The organism is Niallia sp. MER 6 (genome assembly GCF_023714395.1).
Taxonomy (GTDB): Bacteria; Bacillota; Bacilli; order Bacillales; family Cytobacillaceae; genus Niallia.
This window is the reverse complement of the sequence record NZ_JAMAUK010000009.1, coordinates 84,005-102,225: the sequence shown is the minus strand read 5'-3', so window position 1 is coordinate 102,225 and position 18,221 is coordinate 84,005. Positions and strand designations below refer to the sequence as shown.

At 39.3% G+C, this 18,221-nt stretch carries 19 protein-coding genes; 5 read left to right on the top strand and 14 right to left on the bottom strand.

Annotated features, from left to right (window positions below):
* The first annotated feature begins 3 nt into the window (after nt 1-3).
* Complete coding sequence (locus M3600_RS13570; protein ID WP_233316345.1) at nt 4-1,407, top strand: MFS transporter; 1,404 nt, start codon at nt 4-6, stop codon at nt 1,405-1,407.
* Nucleotides 1,408-1,677: 270 nt separating this feature from the next.
* On the opposite strand, the gene M3600_RS13565 is transcribed toward M3600_RS13570, so the two are convergent.
* The 3 genes from M3600_RS13565 to M3600_RS13555 all read right to left on the bottom strand — a co-directional run bounded on the left by M3600_RS13565 (nt 1,678) and on the right by M3600_RS13555 (nt 3,631).
* Nucleotides 1,678-2,073 (bottom strand): VOC family protein, encoded by a 396-nt coding sequence (locus M3600_RS13565; protein ID WP_251646402.1) that lies wholly within the window; start codon nt 2,071-2,073, stop codon nt 1,678-1,680.
* Between the two features lie 230 nt (nt 2,074-2,303).
* The gene (locus M3600_RS13560) at nt 2,304-2,759 is read right to left on the bottom strand and encodes an AraC family transcriptional regulator (RefSeq protein ID WP_237940705.1); all 456 of its coding nucleotides are present in this window, start codon (nt 2,757-2,759) and stop codon (nt 2,304-2,306) included.
* A gap of 98 nt (nt 2,760-2,857) precedes the next feature.
* Nucleotides 2,858-3,631, bottom strand: a complete 774-nt coding sequence (locus M3600_RS13555) for a DeoR/GlpR family DNA-binding transcription regulator (protein WP_233316342.1) — start codon at nt 3,629-3,631, stop codon at nt 2,858-2,860.
* A gap of 172 nt (nt 3,632-3,803) precedes the next feature.
* Between M3600_RS13555 and M3600_RS13550 the strand changes: the two genes are divergently transcribed.
* From M3600_RS13550 to M3600_RS13540, 3 genes are read left to right on the top strand one after another with little or no spacing between them, the layout of a single operon-like run.
* Nucleotides 3,804-5,033 (top strand): amidohydrolase, encoded by a 1,230-nt coding sequence (locus M3600_RS13550; protein ID WP_251646400.1) that lies wholly within the window; start codon nt 3,804-3,806, stop codon nt 5,031-5,033.
* Between the two features lie 7 nt (nt 5,034-5,040).
* Nucleotides 5,041-6,270, top strand: coding sequence for an amidohydrolase family protein (locus tag M3600_RS13545; RefSeq protein WP_233316340.1), 1,230 nt, complete (start codon nt 5,041-5,043; stop codon nt 6,268-6,270).
* Between the two features lie 33 nt (nt 6,271-6,303).
* Entirely contained in the window at nt 6,304-7,062 is a 759-nt protein-coding gene (locus M3600_RS13540; protein WP_396953810.1) for an ankyrin repeat domain-containing protein, read from the top strand.
* Between the two features lie 74 nt (nt 7,063-7,136).
* Here the strand turns inward: M3600_RS13540 and M3600_RS13535 are convergent, their stop codons facing one another.
* From M3600_RS13535 to nirB, 5 genes are read right to left on the bottom strand one after another with little or no spacing between them, the layout of a single operon-like run.
* A complete protein-coding gene (locus M3600_RS13535; RefSeq protein WP_233316339.1) occupies nt 7,137-7,937 on the bottom strand; it encodes a formate/nitrite transporter family protein in 801 nt (266 codons plus the stop codon).
* A 12-nt stretch (nt 7,938-7,949) separates the two neighbouring features.
* Entirely contained in the window at nt 7,950-8,684 is a 735-nt protein-coding gene (locus tag M3600_RS13530) for a sirohydrochlorin chelatase (protein ID WP_251646398.1), read from the bottom strand.
* The gene (cobA, locus tag M3600_RS13525) at nt 8,639-10,114 is read right to left on the bottom strand and encodes a uroporphyrinogen-III C-methyltransferase (RefSeq protein WP_233316337.1); all 1,476 of its coding nucleotides are present in this window, start codon (nt 10,112-10,114) and stop codon (nt 8,639-8,641) included. Before cobA ends, M3600_RS13530 begins: the two co-directional genes overlap by 46 nt.
* 3 nt (nt 10,115-10,117) lie before the next feature.
* Nucleotides 10,118-10,435 (bottom strand): nitrite reductase small subunit NirD, encoded by a 318-nt coding sequence (gene nirD / locus M3600_RS13520; RefSeq protein ID WP_233316336.1) that lies wholly within the window; start codon nt 10,433-10,435, stop codon nt 10,118-10,120.
* Nucleotides 10,436-10,468: 33 nt separating this feature from the next.
* Entirely contained in the window at nt 10,469-12,874 is a 2,406-nt protein-coding gene (nirB, locus tag M3600_RS13515) for a nitrite reductase large subunit NirB (RefSeq protein WP_251646396.1), read from the bottom strand.
* 416 nt (nt 12,875-13,290) lie between these two features.
* Between nirB and M3600_RS13510 the strand changes: the two genes are divergently transcribed.
* The gene (locus M3600_RS13510) at nt 13,291-14,061 is read left to right on the top strand and encodes an SDR family NAD(P)-dependent oxidoreductase (protein WP_233316334.1); all 771 of its coding nucleotides are present in this window, start codon (nt 13,291-13,293) and stop codon (nt 14,059-14,061) included.
* A gap of 201 nt (nt 14,062-14,262) precedes the next feature.
* On the opposite strand, the gene M3600_RS13505 is transcribed toward M3600_RS13510, so the two are convergent.
* The 6 genes from M3600_RS13505 to M3600_RS13480 form a co-directional block, all read right to left on the bottom strand.
* A complete protein-coding gene (locus tag M3600_RS13505; protein ID WP_251646435.1) occupies nt 14,263-14,934 on the bottom strand; it encodes an HAD family hydrolase in 672 nt (223 codons plus the stop codon).
* A 23-nt stretch (nt 14,935-14,957) separates the two neighbouring features.
* The gene (locus M3600_RS13500) at nt 14,958-15,629 is read right to left on the bottom strand and encodes a transaldolase family protein (protein WP_251646394.1); all 672 of its coding nucleotides are present in this window, start codon (nt 15,627-15,629) and stop codon (nt 14,958-14,960) included.
* A gap of 103 nt (nt 15,630-15,732) precedes the next feature.
* On the bottom strand, nt 15,733-16,092 hold the full coding sequence (locus M3600_RS13495) for a PTS glucitol/sorbitol transporter subunit IIA (RefSeq protein ID WP_233316332.1): 360 nt from the start codon (nt 16,090-16,092) through the stop codon (nt 15,733-15,735).
* Between the two features lie 60 nt (nt 16,093-16,152).
* Nucleotides 16,153-17,154 (bottom strand): PTS glucitol/sorbitol transporter subunit IIB, encoded by a 1,002-nt coding sequence (gene srlE / locus M3600_RS13490; RefSeq protein ID WP_233316331.1) that lies wholly within the window; start codon nt 17,152-17,154, stop codon nt 16,153-16,155.
* 19 nt (nt 17,155-17,173) lie between these two features.
* The gene (gene srlA / locus M3600_RS13485) at nt 17,174-17,719 is read right to left on the bottom strand and encodes a PTS glucitol/sorbitol transporter subunit IIC (RefSeq protein ID WP_233316330.1); all 546 of its coding nucleotides are present in this window, start codon (nt 17,717-17,719) and stop codon (nt 17,174-17,176) included.
* 21 nt (nt 17,720-17,740) lie between these two features.
* Nucleotides 17,741-18,166, bottom strand: a complete 426-nt coding sequence (locus M3600_RS13480; RefSeq protein ID WP_237940694.1) for a transcriptional regulator GutM — start codon at nt 18,164-18,166, stop codon at nt 17,741-17,743.
* Between the last annotated feature and the right edge of the window lie 55 nt (nt 18,167-18,221).

Genomic DNA, 18,221 nt, shown 5'->3' with positions numbered 1-18,221 from the left:
AGAATGACAACAAAATCAACTACGCTTAAAACACGCAGCATCAACCCGTCTGATGTAATTGCGGCAAGCAAGTTCAATCGCTTTCATTTATTAGTTTATTTATGGTGTGTATACGCAATTGCATTTGATGGTTTTGATATAGCCATGTACGGTGTTGGCCTGCCATTAATGATGGAGGATTTTAACCTGACACCTGTCGAAGCAGGAGCTGTCGGGAGCTATACCCTTGTCGGAATGATGCTCGGTTCCTTCATTCTCGGTCCTGTAGCTGATATTATCGGCCGGAAAAAGGTGCTGGCAATCTGTATGTTCCTGTTCAGTGTATTTACACTTGGTTCTGGATTGGCACCTTCGGTTACTATCTTTACAATCATGAGATTCATCGCATCAATCGGAATGGGCGGACTGATGCCAAATGTTATCGCTATGATGACCGACTATTCCCCTAAGAAAAATAGAGCATTAATTGTTGCAACAATGTACTGCGGTTATTCTGTCGGAGGAATCTTAGCATCGCTGCTGGGCATGTACTTGCTGGAGGACTTCGGCTGGAGAATATTATATTGGCTTGGCATTCTGCCATTATTCACATTGCCAATTTTCATGAAGAAATTCCCTGAATCAGTATCGTACTACTTATTGCGCAAGCAAAATGACAAAGTAGCAAACATCTTGAATCAAGTAGACCCAAACGGCAATTATCAATCAACAGATAACTATGTAAGTACAACAGGAAAAGAAGCCGAAAGCGGCGCACCAATCAAAAAGCTGTTCTCAAACGGCCGTGCAATCAGCACATTCGCTTTCTGGATTTTCGTAGTCTGCAGTCTCTTAATGGTATCAGGCCTAAACACATGGCTGCCAAAAATCATGCAGGAATCCGGCTATGGCTTAACATCCGCCCTTTCCTTCACACTTGTGTTAAGTGTCGGCCAAATTATCGGCTCATTGCTTGGCGGCTATCTCGTTGACAAAATCGGCCATCGCAACGTGTTAGTATCCATGCTGCTGATCGGCGCAGTCTGCTTCGTTGCATTAAGCCTGACATCAAATGTAATCCTGCTGTACGTATTAATCGCACTAGGAGGAGCTTGCACAGGCGGAACCCAAAACCTGGCAAACCCGTATATTTCTGAGTTTTATCCGAAGGAAATCCGCTCTACAGGAGTCGGCATAACAGTAGGATTCGGCCGGATTGGCTCCATTCTTGCCCCGACCGTTATCGGCCTGCTGCTGGCAACAAATCTCGAACCGAAAAGCGCCTTTATGGCTTTTGCGATTCCGAGCATTCTTGGAGGAGCTGTCCTATTATTGGTGAGAGAGAAATACGGCAGCTTTGACCGACTCGGTGCTGCATCGCGTGATAATGTGGTGTTAAAGGTGACAGATGAGGTTGGGAGCAGATAGGCAACAGATGAAGGCAACGGCTAGTTCGTTGCCTTTTTTTATTACATATTTTTTAAGCTTAGCTATTCTGACTAAATGTTAAAAATTACTTGTCCTGCCACTTAGTAATATTCGCTACCTAAATTCACCATCGAATCCCGAGCTGCTATGTCCCATTTTTGAAAAGCAGCAACCCATTAATGAAGCTCCAAAAATTCACACCAATAAAAAACCCCATAAAGCAAATAAAGTTACCTCTATCCGCCTTATTGGAGCAGCAATTTTTATTTTTTATTTTGCATTTTCATCTGGCTGATGAATCCCAAAAACATTCCCCTCTGTATCCTTATAATAGCCTTGCCAAGCCATTCCAGGCAGGGCGTATTTCGGCAAAGCAACCGCGCCGCCATTTTCGAGAATGATTGCTTCAGTATGATTGTAATCTCCTACTCCCATCGTACAGGCAAAGCCGTTTAAAGCTTGATTTCCTTCAGGAGCTGAACCTTGCCGCTGCACTAGTGCTCCATTTATTCCCGGCTCTTCCTCTGTCCCTGTTACTGCCCCAAAGTAAGGCATTCCTGCATATCCCGTCCAATCCTGAAACGTCCAGCCGAAGACCTCTCCATAAAACTTCTTTGCCCGCTCCATATCACTTACATGAATCTCGAAATGTACTAATCTTCCCATGGTTTCCTCCTAGGTATATTAAAAATGAGACTGCTATTATTAATTCCGTATTTCTTATAATTTTTCCTATTCAAAATGCAGAGTCTTGAAAAGTTTTTCATCCTCTATTATTAGTTGAAAGGGCAATTTTAAAACCCCAATAAATGATTTATTGGGGTAATCCCGTTATCCCTTTAATAGACTCCAGAGATAAACAATAATTACGGGAAGATTATATGCTTCTGCCACCCTCACCGAATCGGAACACACAACTCACAATAATGCTCCTCAACAAGCTCAAGGCTGTACCTCTCCAACACAGGCCTCGTTTCATCATGCTTTAACCCTTGTTCATCTAATACTAAAGGAAATTCAACCCAAGCCTTTTGAACAGCTTCTGCAGTGTGGGCAATTTTAAAGACTGCGTACTTCCCTCCACTCATATGCCCAGTTTTGACTTCCTCCCTATCTGTTACAAACCCTTGTGGGACAATTAAGCATGTGTCGTATCGGCAATCTTGTGGTGCAGTTAACAGTGGATTGTCTTGGGCAATACCGAGAATGCTAGATTTCTGATTCAGTAAGTTATTAGCCTTCAGCCAGCCTTTGAACTTCTTCATTAATTGTTCGTTTCTACGTCCATACGGACCAATTTGTCTCATATAGGCTACTAGGCAAGACGGCATGTTTTCGATTCTAAGTTTCATTTCATATCCCTTTCCAATTAAAGTACATCGATGTCTGAACACATCGTATAATGTACTAAAATGGAAAACAACTGGAATTTAAAAAGTTTTCGTTTTTTTTACCTTCCGAGCTCGTCAGGAGCAGCGATTACTTGGATATTATGCTTTTCTAGCAGTTCAAGCATATTTTTCGGTATTTCTTTTTCCGTAATGACTATGTCGATGTCTTCTAAGCCGCATACTTTTTGAAAAAAGGTTTTATTAAACTTCGTAGAGTCTACAAGGACAATAACTGTATCAGCACACTTTACCATTTCACGGTTAAGAAGACCTTCCTCTTCAATAGATGTAGACAGACCAGTTTCAGATATACCGCAAGTTCCGATAAAGCATTTGTTCACTTTATAGTCTTGAATATCTTTCATTGCCCGTGATCCGTATATAGCACGGTGATTCTTTGACAGAGTTCCGCCTAACAGGTTAATGCGGATGTTTTCTCTTACTAATAATTCATTGGCCACATCCATTGAGTTCGTTACAATATTATGGTTCTGGCTTGTTAAGTATTTTGTTAAAGCGAGTACTGTTGTTGATGCGTCCAAAATAAGATGGTCTCCATCACGAATCAATGTGGCTGCTAGTTTGCCAATCTCATTTTTTGCTTTTAGTGCCATTTCTGCACGCTCATCGAAATTATAAACCTCGTTGGATAATTGTGCTCTTTTTGCTCCGCCTCTGATTCTAATTACTTTTTTTGCTTCTTCTAGCAGTATTAAATCTCTTCGTGCTGTATCTTTAGATACATGATTCATTTCACAGATTGTTTCTATATCAACTCTCTCATTTACATGTAAATATTGGACAATTGCTTCGAGTCTTTCATCTTGTAACATTATTTCACCTCGTTCTTTTATTATAAGTTTTTTTAAGTCAATTTGCAAAATATTGCATTTTATTTAAGTTTTTTTGCTTGAATATGCATTTTTAGTTCGTTATGATTACTGTAAACAACTATGTATAACTTATTTCTCCTTAACTAATTATCACAAAGAAAGTGGTGACACAATGTCTTCATCCTACTGGCTAACAAATGTATGTTTAGAAAAAGGGTATCGCTATGAACATGGGGCGATTATTGGCACAATAACGGAAAACTGCCACCTGTTTGTCGAAAATGGCAAAATCGCCAACATCATCTCTGCTGATACGTTGCTGGACGATCATTTACCAAAAAAAAATGTTCATAATTTATTAGCTTTACCCTCCTTTGTTGAAAAGCATGTTCATTTAGACAAGACATTACTTGGAGATAAATGGCGTGCAGTTACACCTGTTTCAAGCATTTTTGAACGGTTTGAACTTGAAAAAAACGTGTTGCCCACCCTTCCAACGACAACAAAAGAAAGGGCTCAAGCACTTATTGAAGTTCTGCTACAAGCTGGTTCTACACATATTCGCACACATGTGGATATCTATCAAGAAGCAGGCCTAAAAAACTTCTTTGAGGTTCAGGAAGCACTTGCAGAATATGAAGGGAAATTATCTTACGAGATTGTTGCTTTTCCACAGCATGGCTTGCTATTGAATAACTGCGCAGATTTAGTAAGAGATGCTGTCCGCAATGGAGCAGGCTTAGTGGGTGGTGTTGACCCTGCCAATGTTGATGGAAATATGGAAAAATCCTTACAGCAGATGATGGATATTGCTGTGGAAGAAAATGTAGGTATTGATTTGCATTTACATGATCCTGGTCAGCTTGGGTTAGCGACAATTAGAAGGCTGGCAAAACTGACAGAAGAGGCCGGCTGGCATGGACGAGTGGCCATCAGCCATGCTTTTGCATTAGGAGACATGGTTAAAGGGGAAGCTGATGAAATGGCACAGATGCTTGCTGAACTTGGCATTTCCATTATTACTAGTGTACCAATTGGCAGAACCATCCCCCCCGTCAGCTTTCTTCATGATAAAGGAGTTCAAGTTGCAGTTGCTTGTGACAATATTTTTGACTCATGGTCGCCCTTTGGCAATGGAGATATTTTAGAGAGAGCCAGCACATTAGCCCAGCTTTCCGGCAGATCAACAGAACAAAAGCTTGCAGAAACTCTTGGTTTTATAACAGGCGGAATTACACCATTGAACAAAAATGGAAAGCAGGTTTGGCCGAAAATCGGCGATGAGGCAAGCATTGTCTTTACAGAAGCAAGCTGCTCTGCTGAAGCAATTGCCAGAAGATCAAACCGCCCAGCAGTTCTGTATAAAGGAAAATTAGTAGCAGGTGGATTTACGAAAGGATGATTCATAGATGACACATTCTTCTTATTGGCTGAAAAATGTCCGTTTAGAAACAGGATATCAATTTAAAGACGATATAGTTACTGGCACAAACACATCCATTTTCCATATTCTCATTGAAAACGGAAAATTTGCTGAGATTGTTCCTGAGTCAACATTCATTAGTGATGATGTTATCAAGTATGATGCAAGAAAATCTCTAATGCTGCCAACATTTAAAGAAATGCATATTCACATTGATAAAACTTATTATGGCGGTCCATGGAAAGCTGTTACACCAGCAAAAAACATCTTTGATCGCTTTGCAGAGGAAAAAGAACTGCTGCCTCAACTGCTGCCGACTGCCAAAGAAAGAGCAATGAAAATCTTAGATTTACTGATTGGGTTCGGTTCAACCCATGTCCGCACCCATGTTAACATTGATCCTGTCATCGGACTGAAAAATTTAGAAGCTTCACTAGAAGCTCTTGCTTCCTTCTCGGGAAAGATTTCACATGAGATTGTTGCTTTCCCTCAGCATGGTTTGCTTCATTCTGGTGTAGCGAGTCTTGTCAAAGAAGCACTAACAAATGGTGCTACACATGTTGGCGGAGTGGATCCACATTCAGTAGACAGGAATATAGAAAAATCGTTGAATACGATTATAGAGATGGCCGTTGATACTAATTCAGAGGTGGATATCCATATCCATGACAGAGACCATTTAGGGTTGTTTACAATGAATCGATTGGCTGATTTAACGGAGCAAGCAGGTTTGCACAACAAAGTAACCGTCAGCCACGCCTTTGGATTTGCCGGTGTTCCTGATATAAAAGCTGCTGAACTGGCCGAGCGCTTTGCTCATCTTGGAATCGCAGTGACTACAACAGTCCCTATTGGTAAATTAATCATGCCTATTCCATTATTAACAGAGAAAGGTGTTCCAGTATTACTAGGCACAGACAGCCTTACTGACCATTGGTCCCCGTTTGGCAACGGCGATAATTTAGAAAAGGTTGGCCGTCTCGCAGAGCTTTACGGCTATGTGGATGAATGGTCTTTATCACAGTCACTGCGGTTTGCGACTGGGGGAAAAACACCGTTAAATAAGCAAGGCAAACAAGTTTGGCCAATTGTTGGAGATGATGCTGATATGAATCTTGTTAAAGCATCATGCAGTGCTGAAGCAGTGGCAAGACGGGCAACTAGAGAAGCAGTCTTTTATAAAGGAACATTGCTATCAGGGTCTCTTTCCCGCTAATACCGACAAAGGATAAAGGAGGGAAAATTCTTTTTGCGAACTCTATTAATCTTATTTTTAACCACAATCATTTTGGTTGGTTGTCAAGCAGCTCCAGAACAACAGAAAACGGCTAACCAAGACAAAGAGAACAACTCAGAAGAAACAATGATGAAACATAAGGAGGCTGACTCAGAAGAACCGATGAGTAATCAAGAAAAAGAGCAGTTTTTTCAAGCAGTGGAGACTGGCAATATATCTGAAATTACGAATTTCATAGAAAAGGGAATCGATATTAACAGTGTCGGTCAAGAGGGCCGGACTGCAGCAATGGTTGCTACTTACAACAATGATCCTGAAACAGTAAAGCTTCTGATTGAAAATGGTGCTGATGTTAATATTCAAGATAATATGAAAAATAACCCTTTCTTGTATGCTGGGGCAGAAGGATATTTAGAAATTGTTAAGCTGACTATAAATGCTGGAGCAGATCCAAAGCTGGTAAATAGATTTGGCGGAACAGCATTAATTCCTGCATCTGAGCACGGCTATGTGGATGTTATTAAAGAGCTTCTCGACAACACGGATATAGATGTTAACCATGTTAATAATCTTGGCTGGACAGCTATGCTAGAAGCAATTGTGCTTAGTGATGGCGGGGAAAATCAACAGGAAACAATTCAATTATTAATAAAGCATGGAGCAGATGTTAACATCCCTGACTCGAATGGGGTTACTCCCCTTCAACATGCAAAGGAGCTAGGTTTTACGGAGATAAAAGATATTCTTATAGATGCAGGCGCTAAAAAATAGGAAGAGGGGCAAGTTATAATTGGATAACTTGCCCTCTTCCTATTTTTTTGTGAATAAATTCACATAATATTATATTATGCTTCCTTCTTAAAAGACTTAACAACCGCTTGTGTCTTTTCTGAAATATTATACCAATACGCAGCACCTACAAAAACAGCGCCTCCGATAATATTGCCAAGTGTTACTGGCAGCAAATTAGCAAACATCCCCCCAAAAGAGACTGTCTCAGGATGCGGGATGATTAACGCAATAGATAGCAACGTCATATTTGCAATGCTATGTTCAAAGCCAGAAGTGATAAATGCAAAGAGACACCAAAATATCATAATTAATTTAGCCGTTTCATCCTTGAGCTTGACGGAGCACCATACAGCTAAACAAACTAATATATTACAAAGAATGCCGCGGATAAGCAATTCCATAAAAGGAGCATTCATCTTTGCTGCTGCTCCACTTGTTACAAAATCAGCTACACCGCCAATAGCTAAACCAGAATAACTGAATAATAATGCCACAAGGATAGAGCCGATAAAGTTGCCGATATAGCTGAATCCCCATACTTTGCCCGTGTCTTTCCAGGTCACTTTATTTTCCAGCATCCCAATTGTCATCACCATATTATTGCCAGTAAAAAGATCTGCGCCTGCCATAATCACTAAGCTCAAAGCAATACCAAAGGAGACTCCCATGATAATTTTTGTACCAGCAAACTCAGCTGGAGCCAGCATACCGCCAATTGTAAAAATAAGAATTATCCCTAATCCAACGAAAAAACCAGCAAGCATTGAGCCTACTATATACTTACTTTTGTTTGCATTAAGTGCATTTGTCTTCATTAATGCAGTGTTACTAAAAGCTGTAATTACATCTTTCATGTTAAACACTCCTCATCTTGCTTCATTTCCCCGTTCAGCCATTATTTGCTCTTGCATCCTTTCTAACAGCACCTGCTTCAGGCGTGAATCGTATTGCAGCGGATCACAAAGAATGACCTCTTGGCGGCTGTTCGCAACAGCACTTTCCATTCTTTTTAACAGCATACCTGTAAATAATAGATATGGGACAATATAAATTTTGCTGTACTCTTGCTGAAGTTTATTCAACTCATTAACAAAGTCCGGCTTACCAGCAGTTAAAAAGGCAGTATAGACAGGTGCATCTAATCTGCGGTAAATATGATGGCTCATTTCCAACAGCTTCAGAATTGGTTCAGGATCACTGCTGCCTCTGCCGACAATTAGAATACTTCCTTCATTGTCGATTCGTTTTTCTTGAATTCGTTTTATGACTAAGTCTATCATTTTGGGATGAACATCAAATGGTCTAGAAACATAGAAGTTTACCTCTGGAAATATCACTTTCATTTTAGCTAGCTCTTCTGGAATATCTCTCTTAAAATGAGTTGCCGCAAACAGCAAAACAGGAACTACTAAAATATCTTTTGCTCCGCCTGTAATTACCTTTTTCATTGTTTCGGAAATTGATGGTGAAACAAGCTCTAAAAAGGCAACTTCTTGAACCTGTATATTCACTTCTTTTTTTACTTCTTCAACAAACGTTGTAAACTGTTTGTTTCCTATAGGCTTAATGCTGCCATGTCCAATGTATACAATTGCGTCCATTCGTGATCACGCATCCATTCTTTTTTATCTAATTCTTGCTGGACCTTCTCATCTACACGCCTGAATCCCATTTGTAATGCATATTTTTTTACTGATTGACCTATTGCAGCAAAAGACAATTCCTTAGGATCTCTTTTAGTATAATAATTCCATTCTTGCAGAAAGAGATCGATTGAGCGTTTATTCGAAAAAACAACTGTTTCCCAAGCATCTTCTGTCAATAATCGTTCATTTATCTCATCAAATCTAGTATCGATATCCACATGATGACTTGGTATTACGAGCAAATTATTCGAAAATGTATTTTCAGTTAATGCCTGCATGTCACCAATTAAAACCGCTTTGCTTCTATCAAAGGATGCCTTATTACTGTGCACTCCTCTTTTTTGTAGCTCTTCACGGACTTTTTCAGACAGATGTTCAATCCGCCGCGGAAGATTCCTTATATCATACCCAGCCTTAAATAGCTGGGAGAATAAGATATCTATTCCTTCCGGAGAAGCAAAAATTAATCTTTCAGCTTCCATCACTATTTGCAATTCTTCATTTGAAAAGGAATGAGGGATTGTTAGTAAAGCAGGAAATGCATAAGCTTCTGCTCCGTTGATTGTAAAATGCCTTTCAAGGATGCTTTCTTCTTGGTCACCTGCAATCAGCAGCTTTCGTTGATAAAAAGGTTTTTTCTCAAACCAAGCAATGCTTGACCGCAGCTTGACCACATCACCAACTATCGTTAAAGCAGGGTTTTTCACATTTGCTTCCGTTACCTTTTCAACAATTGTCTTTAACGTGCCTTCTACCACCCTCTGTTTTCCTAAAGTCCCCCATTCAATAACAGCTGCCTTTGTATTACTAGCATAGCCTTCTAATAATAACTGCTCGCAGATGTCCGGCAAGCCTTGTACCCCCATATAGTACGCTAGTGTTTCTCCTGCCGCTTCCTGCTTAGGTAAGGATGTTAAACCTTCATTTTTCTTGCATCTATGCCCTGTTCTAATCGTAAAACTATTGCTGTAATCGCGGTGCGTTACTGGAATGCCTGCATAGATGCTCGCGGCAATGCTTGCTGTTATTCCAGGCACTATCTCAAACGGTATATTGTATTTGGCAATTGCTTCTGCTTCTTCGCCGACTCTGCCAAAAACAGAAGGATCACCGCCTTTTAACCGGACTACATATTTTCCCTTTAATGACTCCCTTACTAATGTTTCATTAATCTTTTCTTGCCGCATAATATGATGATTTGGCAGCTTTCCGCAGTATATGAAAACACAGTCATTCTTTGTGAAGCGTAAAAGCCGCGGATTGGCGAGACGGTCGTACAAAACAACATCCGCTTTCCGTAAGCACTCCATCCCCTTTGCAGTAATCAAGCCAATATCTCCAGGTCCTGCTCCCACAAATGCTACATACCCCTTGTTTGTTTTCATTTTTTACACCATTACATAAATTTCGTCGTCTTTTATTAATGTTTCATATACTTCTACACAGCCCTCGTCTGGTTTTTGCACGAGCCCTGTAACTAAAGAAATCTTCCAATCATGCAGCGGGCAGAAAACATACTCTCCAGACACAATACCCTCTGCCAAAGGGCCATTTTGATGTGGGCAGCGGTTCTCTATCGCTCTTACTTCACCATTAGAAAGATGAAATAAAGCAATTGATTTTCCTTTCAGATGCACTTCTTTGCCGATTTGAACTGGCAGATCCGCTTTTTTCATAATTTTCGTCCATTCTTTTGTTGCTGTCATTTTTACTTCCCCCTCCATTTTTATCCTTAACGATTATCCTTTAATTACTTCATACATTTCTCGTTTCGTTTCATCACTCAATATGGAAGACCAAGCCTCTTTATATGTTAATCGCGCCTTTTCAAAACGGCTTACAAACTGTTTAACATTCTCTTCATTTAATAGTGTTTCTTTCACCTTATCAGCGCCTGTGCGCTCTACCCATGGAGCTGTTCTTTCTCCGTAATTCGCATTTTCCCGGTAATATTGTACATATGCTTTTGCAAATGTTATAACCTCTTCTTCTGTTTTAACAGTAGTTAAGCTGTCACACTCTCGAACTTCGGTGCCTCCATTTCCGCCGAAATACAGCTGATAGCCATTTTCTACACAAACAACCCCAAAGTCTTTTGTCAGCACTTCAGCACAGTTACGCGGACAGCCAGTAACTCCCATCTTCATTTTATGCGGCGTATCCACCATCTCTATCGCTTGTTCAAGTTTAATGCCAAGCCCTAAAGAGTCCTTAGTCCCAAAACGACAGAATGTTGAACCGACACAGGATTTGACGTTTCGAAGTGATTTAGAATAAGCATAGCCAGAACGCATTCCTAAGTCTTCCCATACATGTGGTACATCCTCTTTTTTCACTCCGTACAGTCCGATGCGGCTTGCACCTGTAATTTTCACTAACGGAACATTATACTTTTTCGCTGCTTCGCCCAGTTTAATTAATTCGTCTGCCGTCGTTGTTCCGCCATACATCCGAGGGACAACAGAAAATGTACCATCTTTTTGAATATTTCCTTCCATCTTTTCATTCACGAATCTTGATGCTTTATCATCCTCGTATTCTTCCGGGAACAGCATGCGCATATAGTAATTCAAAGCTGGACGACATTTAGAACATCCTTCTTCACTTGCAAACTCAAGAACCATTCGCACTTCCTTCGGTGATTTCAGCTGCTTCTCTTTTATTTGCGCGACTACTTCGTCACGAGTTAATGCTGTACAGCTGCACATTCCTGTCTTTTGCAAAGATGCATCAAAACCGTCTCCAAGGGTATGTGCTAAAATACTCTCTACCATTGGTTTACATTTGCCGCAAGATCCGCCTGCTTTTGTACAGCCTTTCACTTCTTCAAATGTGCTTAGTCCTTGCTCTAGAATGGATTGGACGATTGTTCCTTTTGTTACCCCGTTACAGCCGCACACTGTATCTTCCGCACTCATGCTTGCAACTAAATCTTCTTCTCTTTCCTGACCCGCTTTACTCAAAACAGACGAGCTTGTGTATTCACTGATGTCTGCCTGTTTTTTCAGCATATTAAACAGGCGATTGCCGTCTGAAGCGTCTCCGTAAAGAACAATCCCCACGATTTTATTCTCTGTTACTAAGATTTTTTTGTATAATCCTGCAAATTGGTCATGAACAATAATTGCTTGCGTATTTTCATCTTCATGGATCTTTCCACCTGAAAATAAGTCACAGCCGGCTACTTTCAGCTGAGTAGAAAGCACACTTCCTTGATAGCCCTCACTCTGTCTCCCTGTTATATAATCAGCTAAGACAGTACCTTGCTCATAAAGAGGTGCAACTAATCCATATGCTATCCCGTTATGTTCCGCACATTCTCCGACTGCATAGATAGAAGGATCAGATGTTACCATATAATCATTAACAATAATTCCGCGGTTCACTTCTAAGTCAGCTTCTTTAGCAATTGCAATATTCGGACGAATCCCGACAGCCATCACAACAAGATCACATTCAACAGATGATCCATCTGTGAACGTTAAGCCTTGCACACGGTTCTCTCCATAAATTTCAGCTGTTTGTTTTTCCATCAAAAACTTCATACCTTGTGCTTCCAAATCTTTTCTTAAGAGATCCGCTGCTGCTGCATCCAGCTGCTGCTCCATTAAGGTCGGCAATAAATGAACAACATGGACATCCATGCCACGGTCAATTAACCCTCTTGCCGCTTCTAATCCCAATAAGCCACCGCCAATAACAACAGCCTTTTTATAGTTTTGAGCTGTTTCCAGCATTTTTTCTGTATCTTCAATCGTCCTAAATCCGATAACTCCTTCTAATTCACTTCCGGGAATCGGCAGGATAAAGGCACTCGATCCTGTAGCAATAATTAGCTCATCATAGTTAATGAGTTGGTTTTTATCTGTGATTAGTTCTTTTTTATTTCTATCAATCTTAATAACCTTTTCTCCCGTTATTAAGTGAATGTGATTTTCCTCATACCAGCTCCAGTCATTAATGTAAATATCATCGACCGTCGTCTTTCCTTGCAAAACATTTGAAAGCATAATGCGATTATAGTTTGGATAAGGTTCATCTCCAATAATGGTAATATCAAAGCTATCAGTATTTCTCTTTAGTATTTCTTCAACAGTTCGGACTCCTGCCATGCCGTTTCCAATCATGACTAATTTCTTTTTCATTGTCTTCCCCTCCAAGATAAGGACTAGAAAATCGATATGATTGTGAAATGAATCACATATATAGTTGTTACACTTAAACTATAAGTTTTTCAAAACTATATTGAATATTCCCCCCTAAATACAAAACCTTATAAAGAAGTAGTGGAAATGCATCTTTTATAGTTCCATTATATCTGCTTCATTAGGTAGAAAAGACTTAAAAATTCGACGATTTTATGACAACTACTTTCATACCGTTAACCTAATAAAAATTTCCAACGCCGAAAAAGCCTTTAAACACTATTGAAATAAGGCTTTTCATTAGAAATCTTGCGCCATGTTAGCCTATAATAAATAGAGGTTTATTATTCACACAATTGTCACAATATTTAGCACAGTAAATTGTAAGCGTTATTTTTTTAGAGGAGGTTATCATTTTGTCAAGATTAGCGAACAAAGTAGCCCTTATTACTGGAGGAGCAGGCGGAATTGGGAAAGTAACAGCAAAACGTTTTTTAGAGGAAGGTGCCAAAGTAGTTCTAGTAGATTTATTTCAAGAACCTCTTAATCAGGCAAAAGCAGAATTAGAAGCCTTCGGAGAAGTTATCGTTATACAAGCAGACGTATCCCAAGAGGAAGATGTGAAAAACTATGTAAAGAAAACTGTCGAGAAGTTCGGCAGAATAGATGTCTTCTTTAACAACGCAGGAATCGAAGGTAAAGTAGCTCCAATCACAGAACAAAAAGTAGAAGACTTAGACAAAGTTCTTGCCGTTAACGTTCGCGGCGTATTCTTAGGACTAAAACATGTGTTAGCCGTCATGAAGGAACAAGGAAGCGGAAGTGTTATCAATACTTCTTCTGTAGCCGGACTAAGCGGCAGCCCGAACGTAACACCTTATATCGCATCCAAACACGCAGTCGTCGGCCTAACAAAAGCCACTGCAGTAGAAGTTGCTCCATACAAAGTACGTGTCAATTCCGTTCACCCGTCCCCAGTGAACACAAGAATGATGCGCTCATTAGAAGAAGGCTTCGCACCAGGACAAGCTGAAGCAGCGAAAGCAGACATGGAAAAATCAATTCCATTAGGAAGATACGGAGAATCCGAGGACATCTCCAATCTCGTTCTATTCCTTGCTTCGGATGAAAGTGCGTTTATTACAGGTGTGCAGTATCGGGTTGATGGTGGTATGGGGGCTTTGTGATTTAAATAGAGAAATAGTCAGTTCCTCGTTTTTGTGGAGCTGGCTATTATTTTAATTACATGGAATTGTAATTCACTTAAACTTCACTTTTGGAAAAAAAATAGACACAACCCCTGCAAAGCTTTTACAGGTGTTGGTCTATTTTTTTATCATTATTAATTGTAAAAATATTATCTTATCTTAACTGAAAGTGTCGTCTTTTTACTTCTCTAGCAAGTTAACAGATTTCTCCATACTCTCTATCACTTCTTGCAGTGATCTATCTGCCATACTCGCTAATTTCAAATGATAATTCTCGAATGGAAGATGCTCTGTAATTTTATTTGGAACTACTACACAGTTTAGACCGGCTGCAAGTGCAGCTTTAGAACCATTAGCTGAATCTTCAAATGCTATTGCTTCTTGCGGATTAACTCCTAAAAGCTTGATTGTATTTTTATAAAGCTCTGGATCTGGCTTCACTTTTTTGACATCATCTCTTGTTTGAATAACATCAAAATAATGAAGGATGTCCAACTCCTTTAAAAAATGTTCAACCCAATCCCTATAAGAGCTTGATGCCAAGCCAATCTTTAACCCTAGCTCTTTAGCTGCTTTCAAATAATTCTCGATTCCATCTCGTGCAAAAGGCTTACTCAATTTTGCTTTATGTAAAACAGCTGATTTTTCGATGATTTCGTCTCTTGTTAAAAGCCCATTCGATTGGCTTTGGATAAAATTATAAAGGCTGCTAGAATCAGTGCCAATATGGACAGCATATTCACTTATTGGCAGTTTTCCTGGTTCCATTTCTAAAATATCACAAAAACTTTCATATAAAGCGTATTCTGTATCAATCGTTAATCCGTCAAAATCAAAAACAATCGCTTTTATCATCTGCTTCCCCTTCTTTCCACTTAATCCAAAAGGCTTTTATTTCCGTATAATTCATACCATTCTCTACTGAATGTTTCTACATTCTCTTTAATAGATGGAACTTTAAGAAATGCTTCAATAATGTCTGGAGAAGCTGTAACCCCATGTGCTCCTGCTAGGCAAACCTCTAGTACTTGTTGGGTATTTTTAAAACTTGCTGCTAATACTTCACAATTAAAATTAGATTTTACGAATATTTCTACTATATCTTTGACAACTTGGATACCGTTGCCTGTCAAGTTATCAATTCGGTTCACATATGGAGCTACATAGTTTGCACCTGCTTTGGCAGCTAAGTATGCATTTAAGGGAGTATAAACTGTTGTTGCTAATGTCCGAATTCCAATGCCGCTCAACAATTTAATTGCTTTTAAGCCTTCGCTTGTCACAGGTATCTTGATTACTATATTCCCTTGTAATGACTTCTGAATGTACTCTGCTTCTTCCACTATGTTTTCTGCCTTGTCAGCAATTGTTTGCACAAAAAGTTCCTTCTCTACGCCTAGACTGCTTTGGATTTCTTTTAGTAAAGGTAAAAAAGGTTTGCCTTCTTTAACGATAATACTTGGGTTTGTGGTTACGCCGTCAATAGAATAGTATTCAGTAAGCATTTTAATTTTGTTTATGTCTGCAGAATCAATGAATAGTTTCATATTTCCACTCCCTTTAGGAAAAAATAAAATAGCTTAACTTCCGACGACCATTTATCTGATTACCTAGAAATGTTAAGCTATTAACTTTACTGAAAAAAAATAATTAATATATTCGGATGATGTCGCCTTGCTTCACATCAGCTATTTCACTGTCTTCTAAATATAGAGTTCCTGGTAATTCTGGATTCTCCGATCCATCAAATTTGAGAGTGATATGTCCTAGGGCTGTCAGGTTTTTTTCCACAGCATCTCCGACCGATGTAATTGTATAGTTTTTATCCCCTAGTTGAAGTGTATCTCCTGCTTTTATTTCATTGTCAATATTATTTACCGTAATGGATAAGCAATAATCAGCAAGTTCTGCTGGTGCATTTTCTCCAAAAAGAATCAACATTTTGTCGCCAAGAAATGCGGATACTGAAGGACCTATTTTATTAATGACTGTTTCATATTTCTTTTGCATGGTTTTTTACTCCTTTTACTCTAAAATTTTTTGTGCTATTCAAACTGTGTTGTTATATGGTTATTCATAAAGTCCAAAACTAGCAAGCCAAGCGATAAAAACGGTTGGCGCTCCTGTCAAAAACCTGCCATACAGCACAGCCGGCACTCCGACTTCCACTGTCTCAGGCTCTGCCTCAGCTAATCCTAACCCTACGGGAACAAAGTCGGCTGCAGCTTGTGAATTGATTGCAAATAATGCAGGAAGTGCTAAGTGTGGTGGAATATTGCCTTTACCGATTTCTACACCAATTAGCGTTCCTACTACTTGAGCAATAACAGCACCAGGTCCTAAAAATGGTGATAACAGCGGGAAGGAACAAACAAGTGCTATCGCCATCAATCCCCAAACATTACCGATAAATGGTGATAAAATACTTGCAAAAAGATCGCCAATGCCTGTTTCTAAGATAATTCCAATTAGCATGGCAACAAAGGCCATAAATGGAAGGATCGTTTTAATTACGGTATCAATTGCATCTCGGCCTGCTTGATAGAAAACACTTGTGATATTCCCCATTCCCATGCCAACTCTTGCCATTAAACCTTTTGGTTTCTGTTGCTCACTAATTTTTTTGCTGGAATCATATTTATATTCTTTTTCTTCCGTTTTCTCAGCAGGAGTATTCGCTGTGTTTTGCAGCACTTCCCCGTCTGCAAGCTGGATATTATCTTTTTTTACACCTGACACATAGATGTCTTCCGTAATATGTTTCGCCAATGGACCACTTTGACCTGTAGGCATTATATTAATTGTTGGTATGCGTTTTTGCGGGTATAAACCACAACGCAATGTTCCGCCGCAATCAATAATGACACATGCCATTTCTGTTTCAGGAACACTTGTTTTAAAACCATTCACTAATTCACAACCAGTTAATTCAGCAATTTTATCTGCAATATCAGGTTTTTCGCCACCTGTAATATACACAACCTTATTTTTTTCTTCTGTTGGTGTAATGACTAATGGTCCGCCAAATCCGCCTGAACCTTTTGATATTTTAATAGCTTGATATGTTTTCATTTTCCTTCACCACCATTTATTATAGTTTAACAGTATCTTTTAATTTTACATTTTGTTGTTTAGCTACATAGGCTGTCATATAATCTGTGATCCAGCCTCGCAAGAAGTTCGTTACAATACCAACTAGGAAATAACGAAGAGCTAATTCTGCAGTATCAAAACCTAGTGCCGTAATCCCTGCTGCAACACCTAAGAAAACAAATAATTCTCCTGGGTTAACATGCGGGAATAACCCGTTATGAGTGTGGCATGAATAGGAAGCAGCTGCGTAATAGCTTGGCTTATATTTTTCAGGCAAGAACTTGCCTAATGATAATGTCATTGGATTAGCTAAAATAAATGTACCGATGATCGGTAAGATAAAATAGCGGGTAAATGGGTTTTTCGCAGACTTTCTTGCCAGCTTCTCCACCCTTTCTTCCCCTACCAAACGGACAAGTGCATTCATCGCAACCAGCAGCATGATTAACAAAGGAACAATATCTGTTACCATTCCTATAAATGTCTCGCCCCCATGCCGGAACAAGTCCATAAATTTCTCTGCGCCTTTAATTAAGATATCCATATACTAATCTCTCCTTTTCTGTCAGCTTTTTTTAGGAATTAGATAATCAATCCAGCCTTTTTTAACTCTTAACTCTCCGCCTTTAGAAATAACATCGTAGCTTTTTAAAGCATCTTCTATTGCATACTTTGTTAATTTGTTTATACCTTTATAATCTCCATCTGAAATTTTCAATAGATTTTTCCCTTCAAACCCTTTTAGTTCTCGCACTCGGGAAAACACCGTAACTCCTTGCATTTTAGCGGCTTTTATAATGTTATTTCGCTTATCAATGGCGAACATAACAACCGTTCCTGCTCTGAACATACCGGTTTTTTTGCCAATAGCTACACGGCCTAAGCGCCTTAATTCACTATACTTCCTATTGAAATGTTTAATTTGTAGAAAACCAAAAATACTTTGTAACAGCCATGCAATACCAATCAATATAATAAATCCTAAAAACATTTCCTTACCCCTTTTCATTAAATTCTCCAGCTGCAAAGATAAACGCTTACAAAAT

What these genes read in the sequence shown, in the direction of transcription:
- M3600_RS13570 (WP_233316345.1), top strand. Translation starts at nt 4, where the DNA reads ATGACAACAAAATCAACTACGCTTAAAACACGCAGCATCAACCCGTCT.
- M3600_RS13565 (WP_251646402.1), bottom strand. Translation starts at nt 2,073, where the DNA reads ATGGGAAGATTAGTACATTTCGAGATTCATGTAAGTGATATGGAGCGG.
- M3600_RS13560 (WP_237940705.1), bottom strand. Translation starts at nt 2,759, where the DNA reads ATGAAACTTAGAATCGAAAACATGCCGTCTTGCCTAGTAGCCTATATG.
- M3600_RS13555 (WP_233316342.1), bottom strand. Translation starts at nt 3,631, where the DNA reads ATGTTACAAGATGAAAGACTCGAAGCAATTGTCCAATATTTACATGTA.
- M3600_RS13550 (WP_251646400.1), top strand. Translation starts at nt 3,804, where the DNA reads ATGTCTTCATCCTACTGGCTAACAAATGTATGTTTAGAAAAAGGGTAT.
- M3600_RS13545 (WP_233316340.1), top strand. Translation starts at nt 5,041, where the DNA reads ATGACACATTCTTCTTATTGGCTGAAAAATGTCCGTTTAGAAACAGGA.
- M3600_RS13535 (WP_233316339.1), bottom strand. Translation starts at nt 7,937, where the DNA reads ATGAAAGATGTAATTACAGCTTTTAGTAACACTGCATTAATGAAGACA.
- M3600_RS13530 (WP_251646398.1), bottom strand. Translation starts at nt 8,684, where the DNA reads ATGGACGCAATTGTATACATTGGACATGGCAGCATTAAGCCTATAGGA.
- cobA (WP_233316337.1), bottom strand. Translation starts at nt 10,114, where the DNA reads ATGAAAACAAACAAGGGGTATGTAGCATTTGTGGGAGCAGGACCTGGA.
- nirD (WP_233316336.1), bottom strand. Translation starts at nt 10,435, where the DNA reads ATGACAGCAACAAAAGAATGGACGAAAATTATGAAAAAAGCGGATCTG.
- nirB (WP_251646396.1), bottom strand. Translation starts at nt 12,874, where the DNA reads ATGAAAAAGAAATTAGTCATGATTGGAAACGGCATGGCAGGAGTCCGA.
- M3600_RS13500 (WP_251646394.1), bottom strand. Translation starts at nt 15,629, where the DNA reads ATGAAACTATTCATTGATTCTGCAGACATAAACAAAATTAAAATGCTT.
- M3600_RS13495 (WP_233316332.1), bottom strand. Translation starts at nt 16,092, where the DNA reads ATGCAAAAGAAATATGAAACAGTCATTAATAAAATAGGTCCTTCAGTA.
- srlE (WP_233316331.1), bottom strand. Translation starts at nt 17,154, where the DNA reads ATGAAAACATATCAAGCTATTAAAATATCAAAAGGTTCAGGCGGATTT.
- srlA (WP_233316330.1), bottom strand. Translation starts at nt 17,719, where the DNA reads ATGGATATCTTAATTAAAGGCGCAGAGAAATTTATGGACTTGTTCCGG.
- M3600_RS13480 (WP_237940694.1), bottom strand. Translation starts at nt 18,166, where the DNA reads ATGTTTTTAGGATTTATTATATTGATTGGTATTGCATGGCTGTTACAA.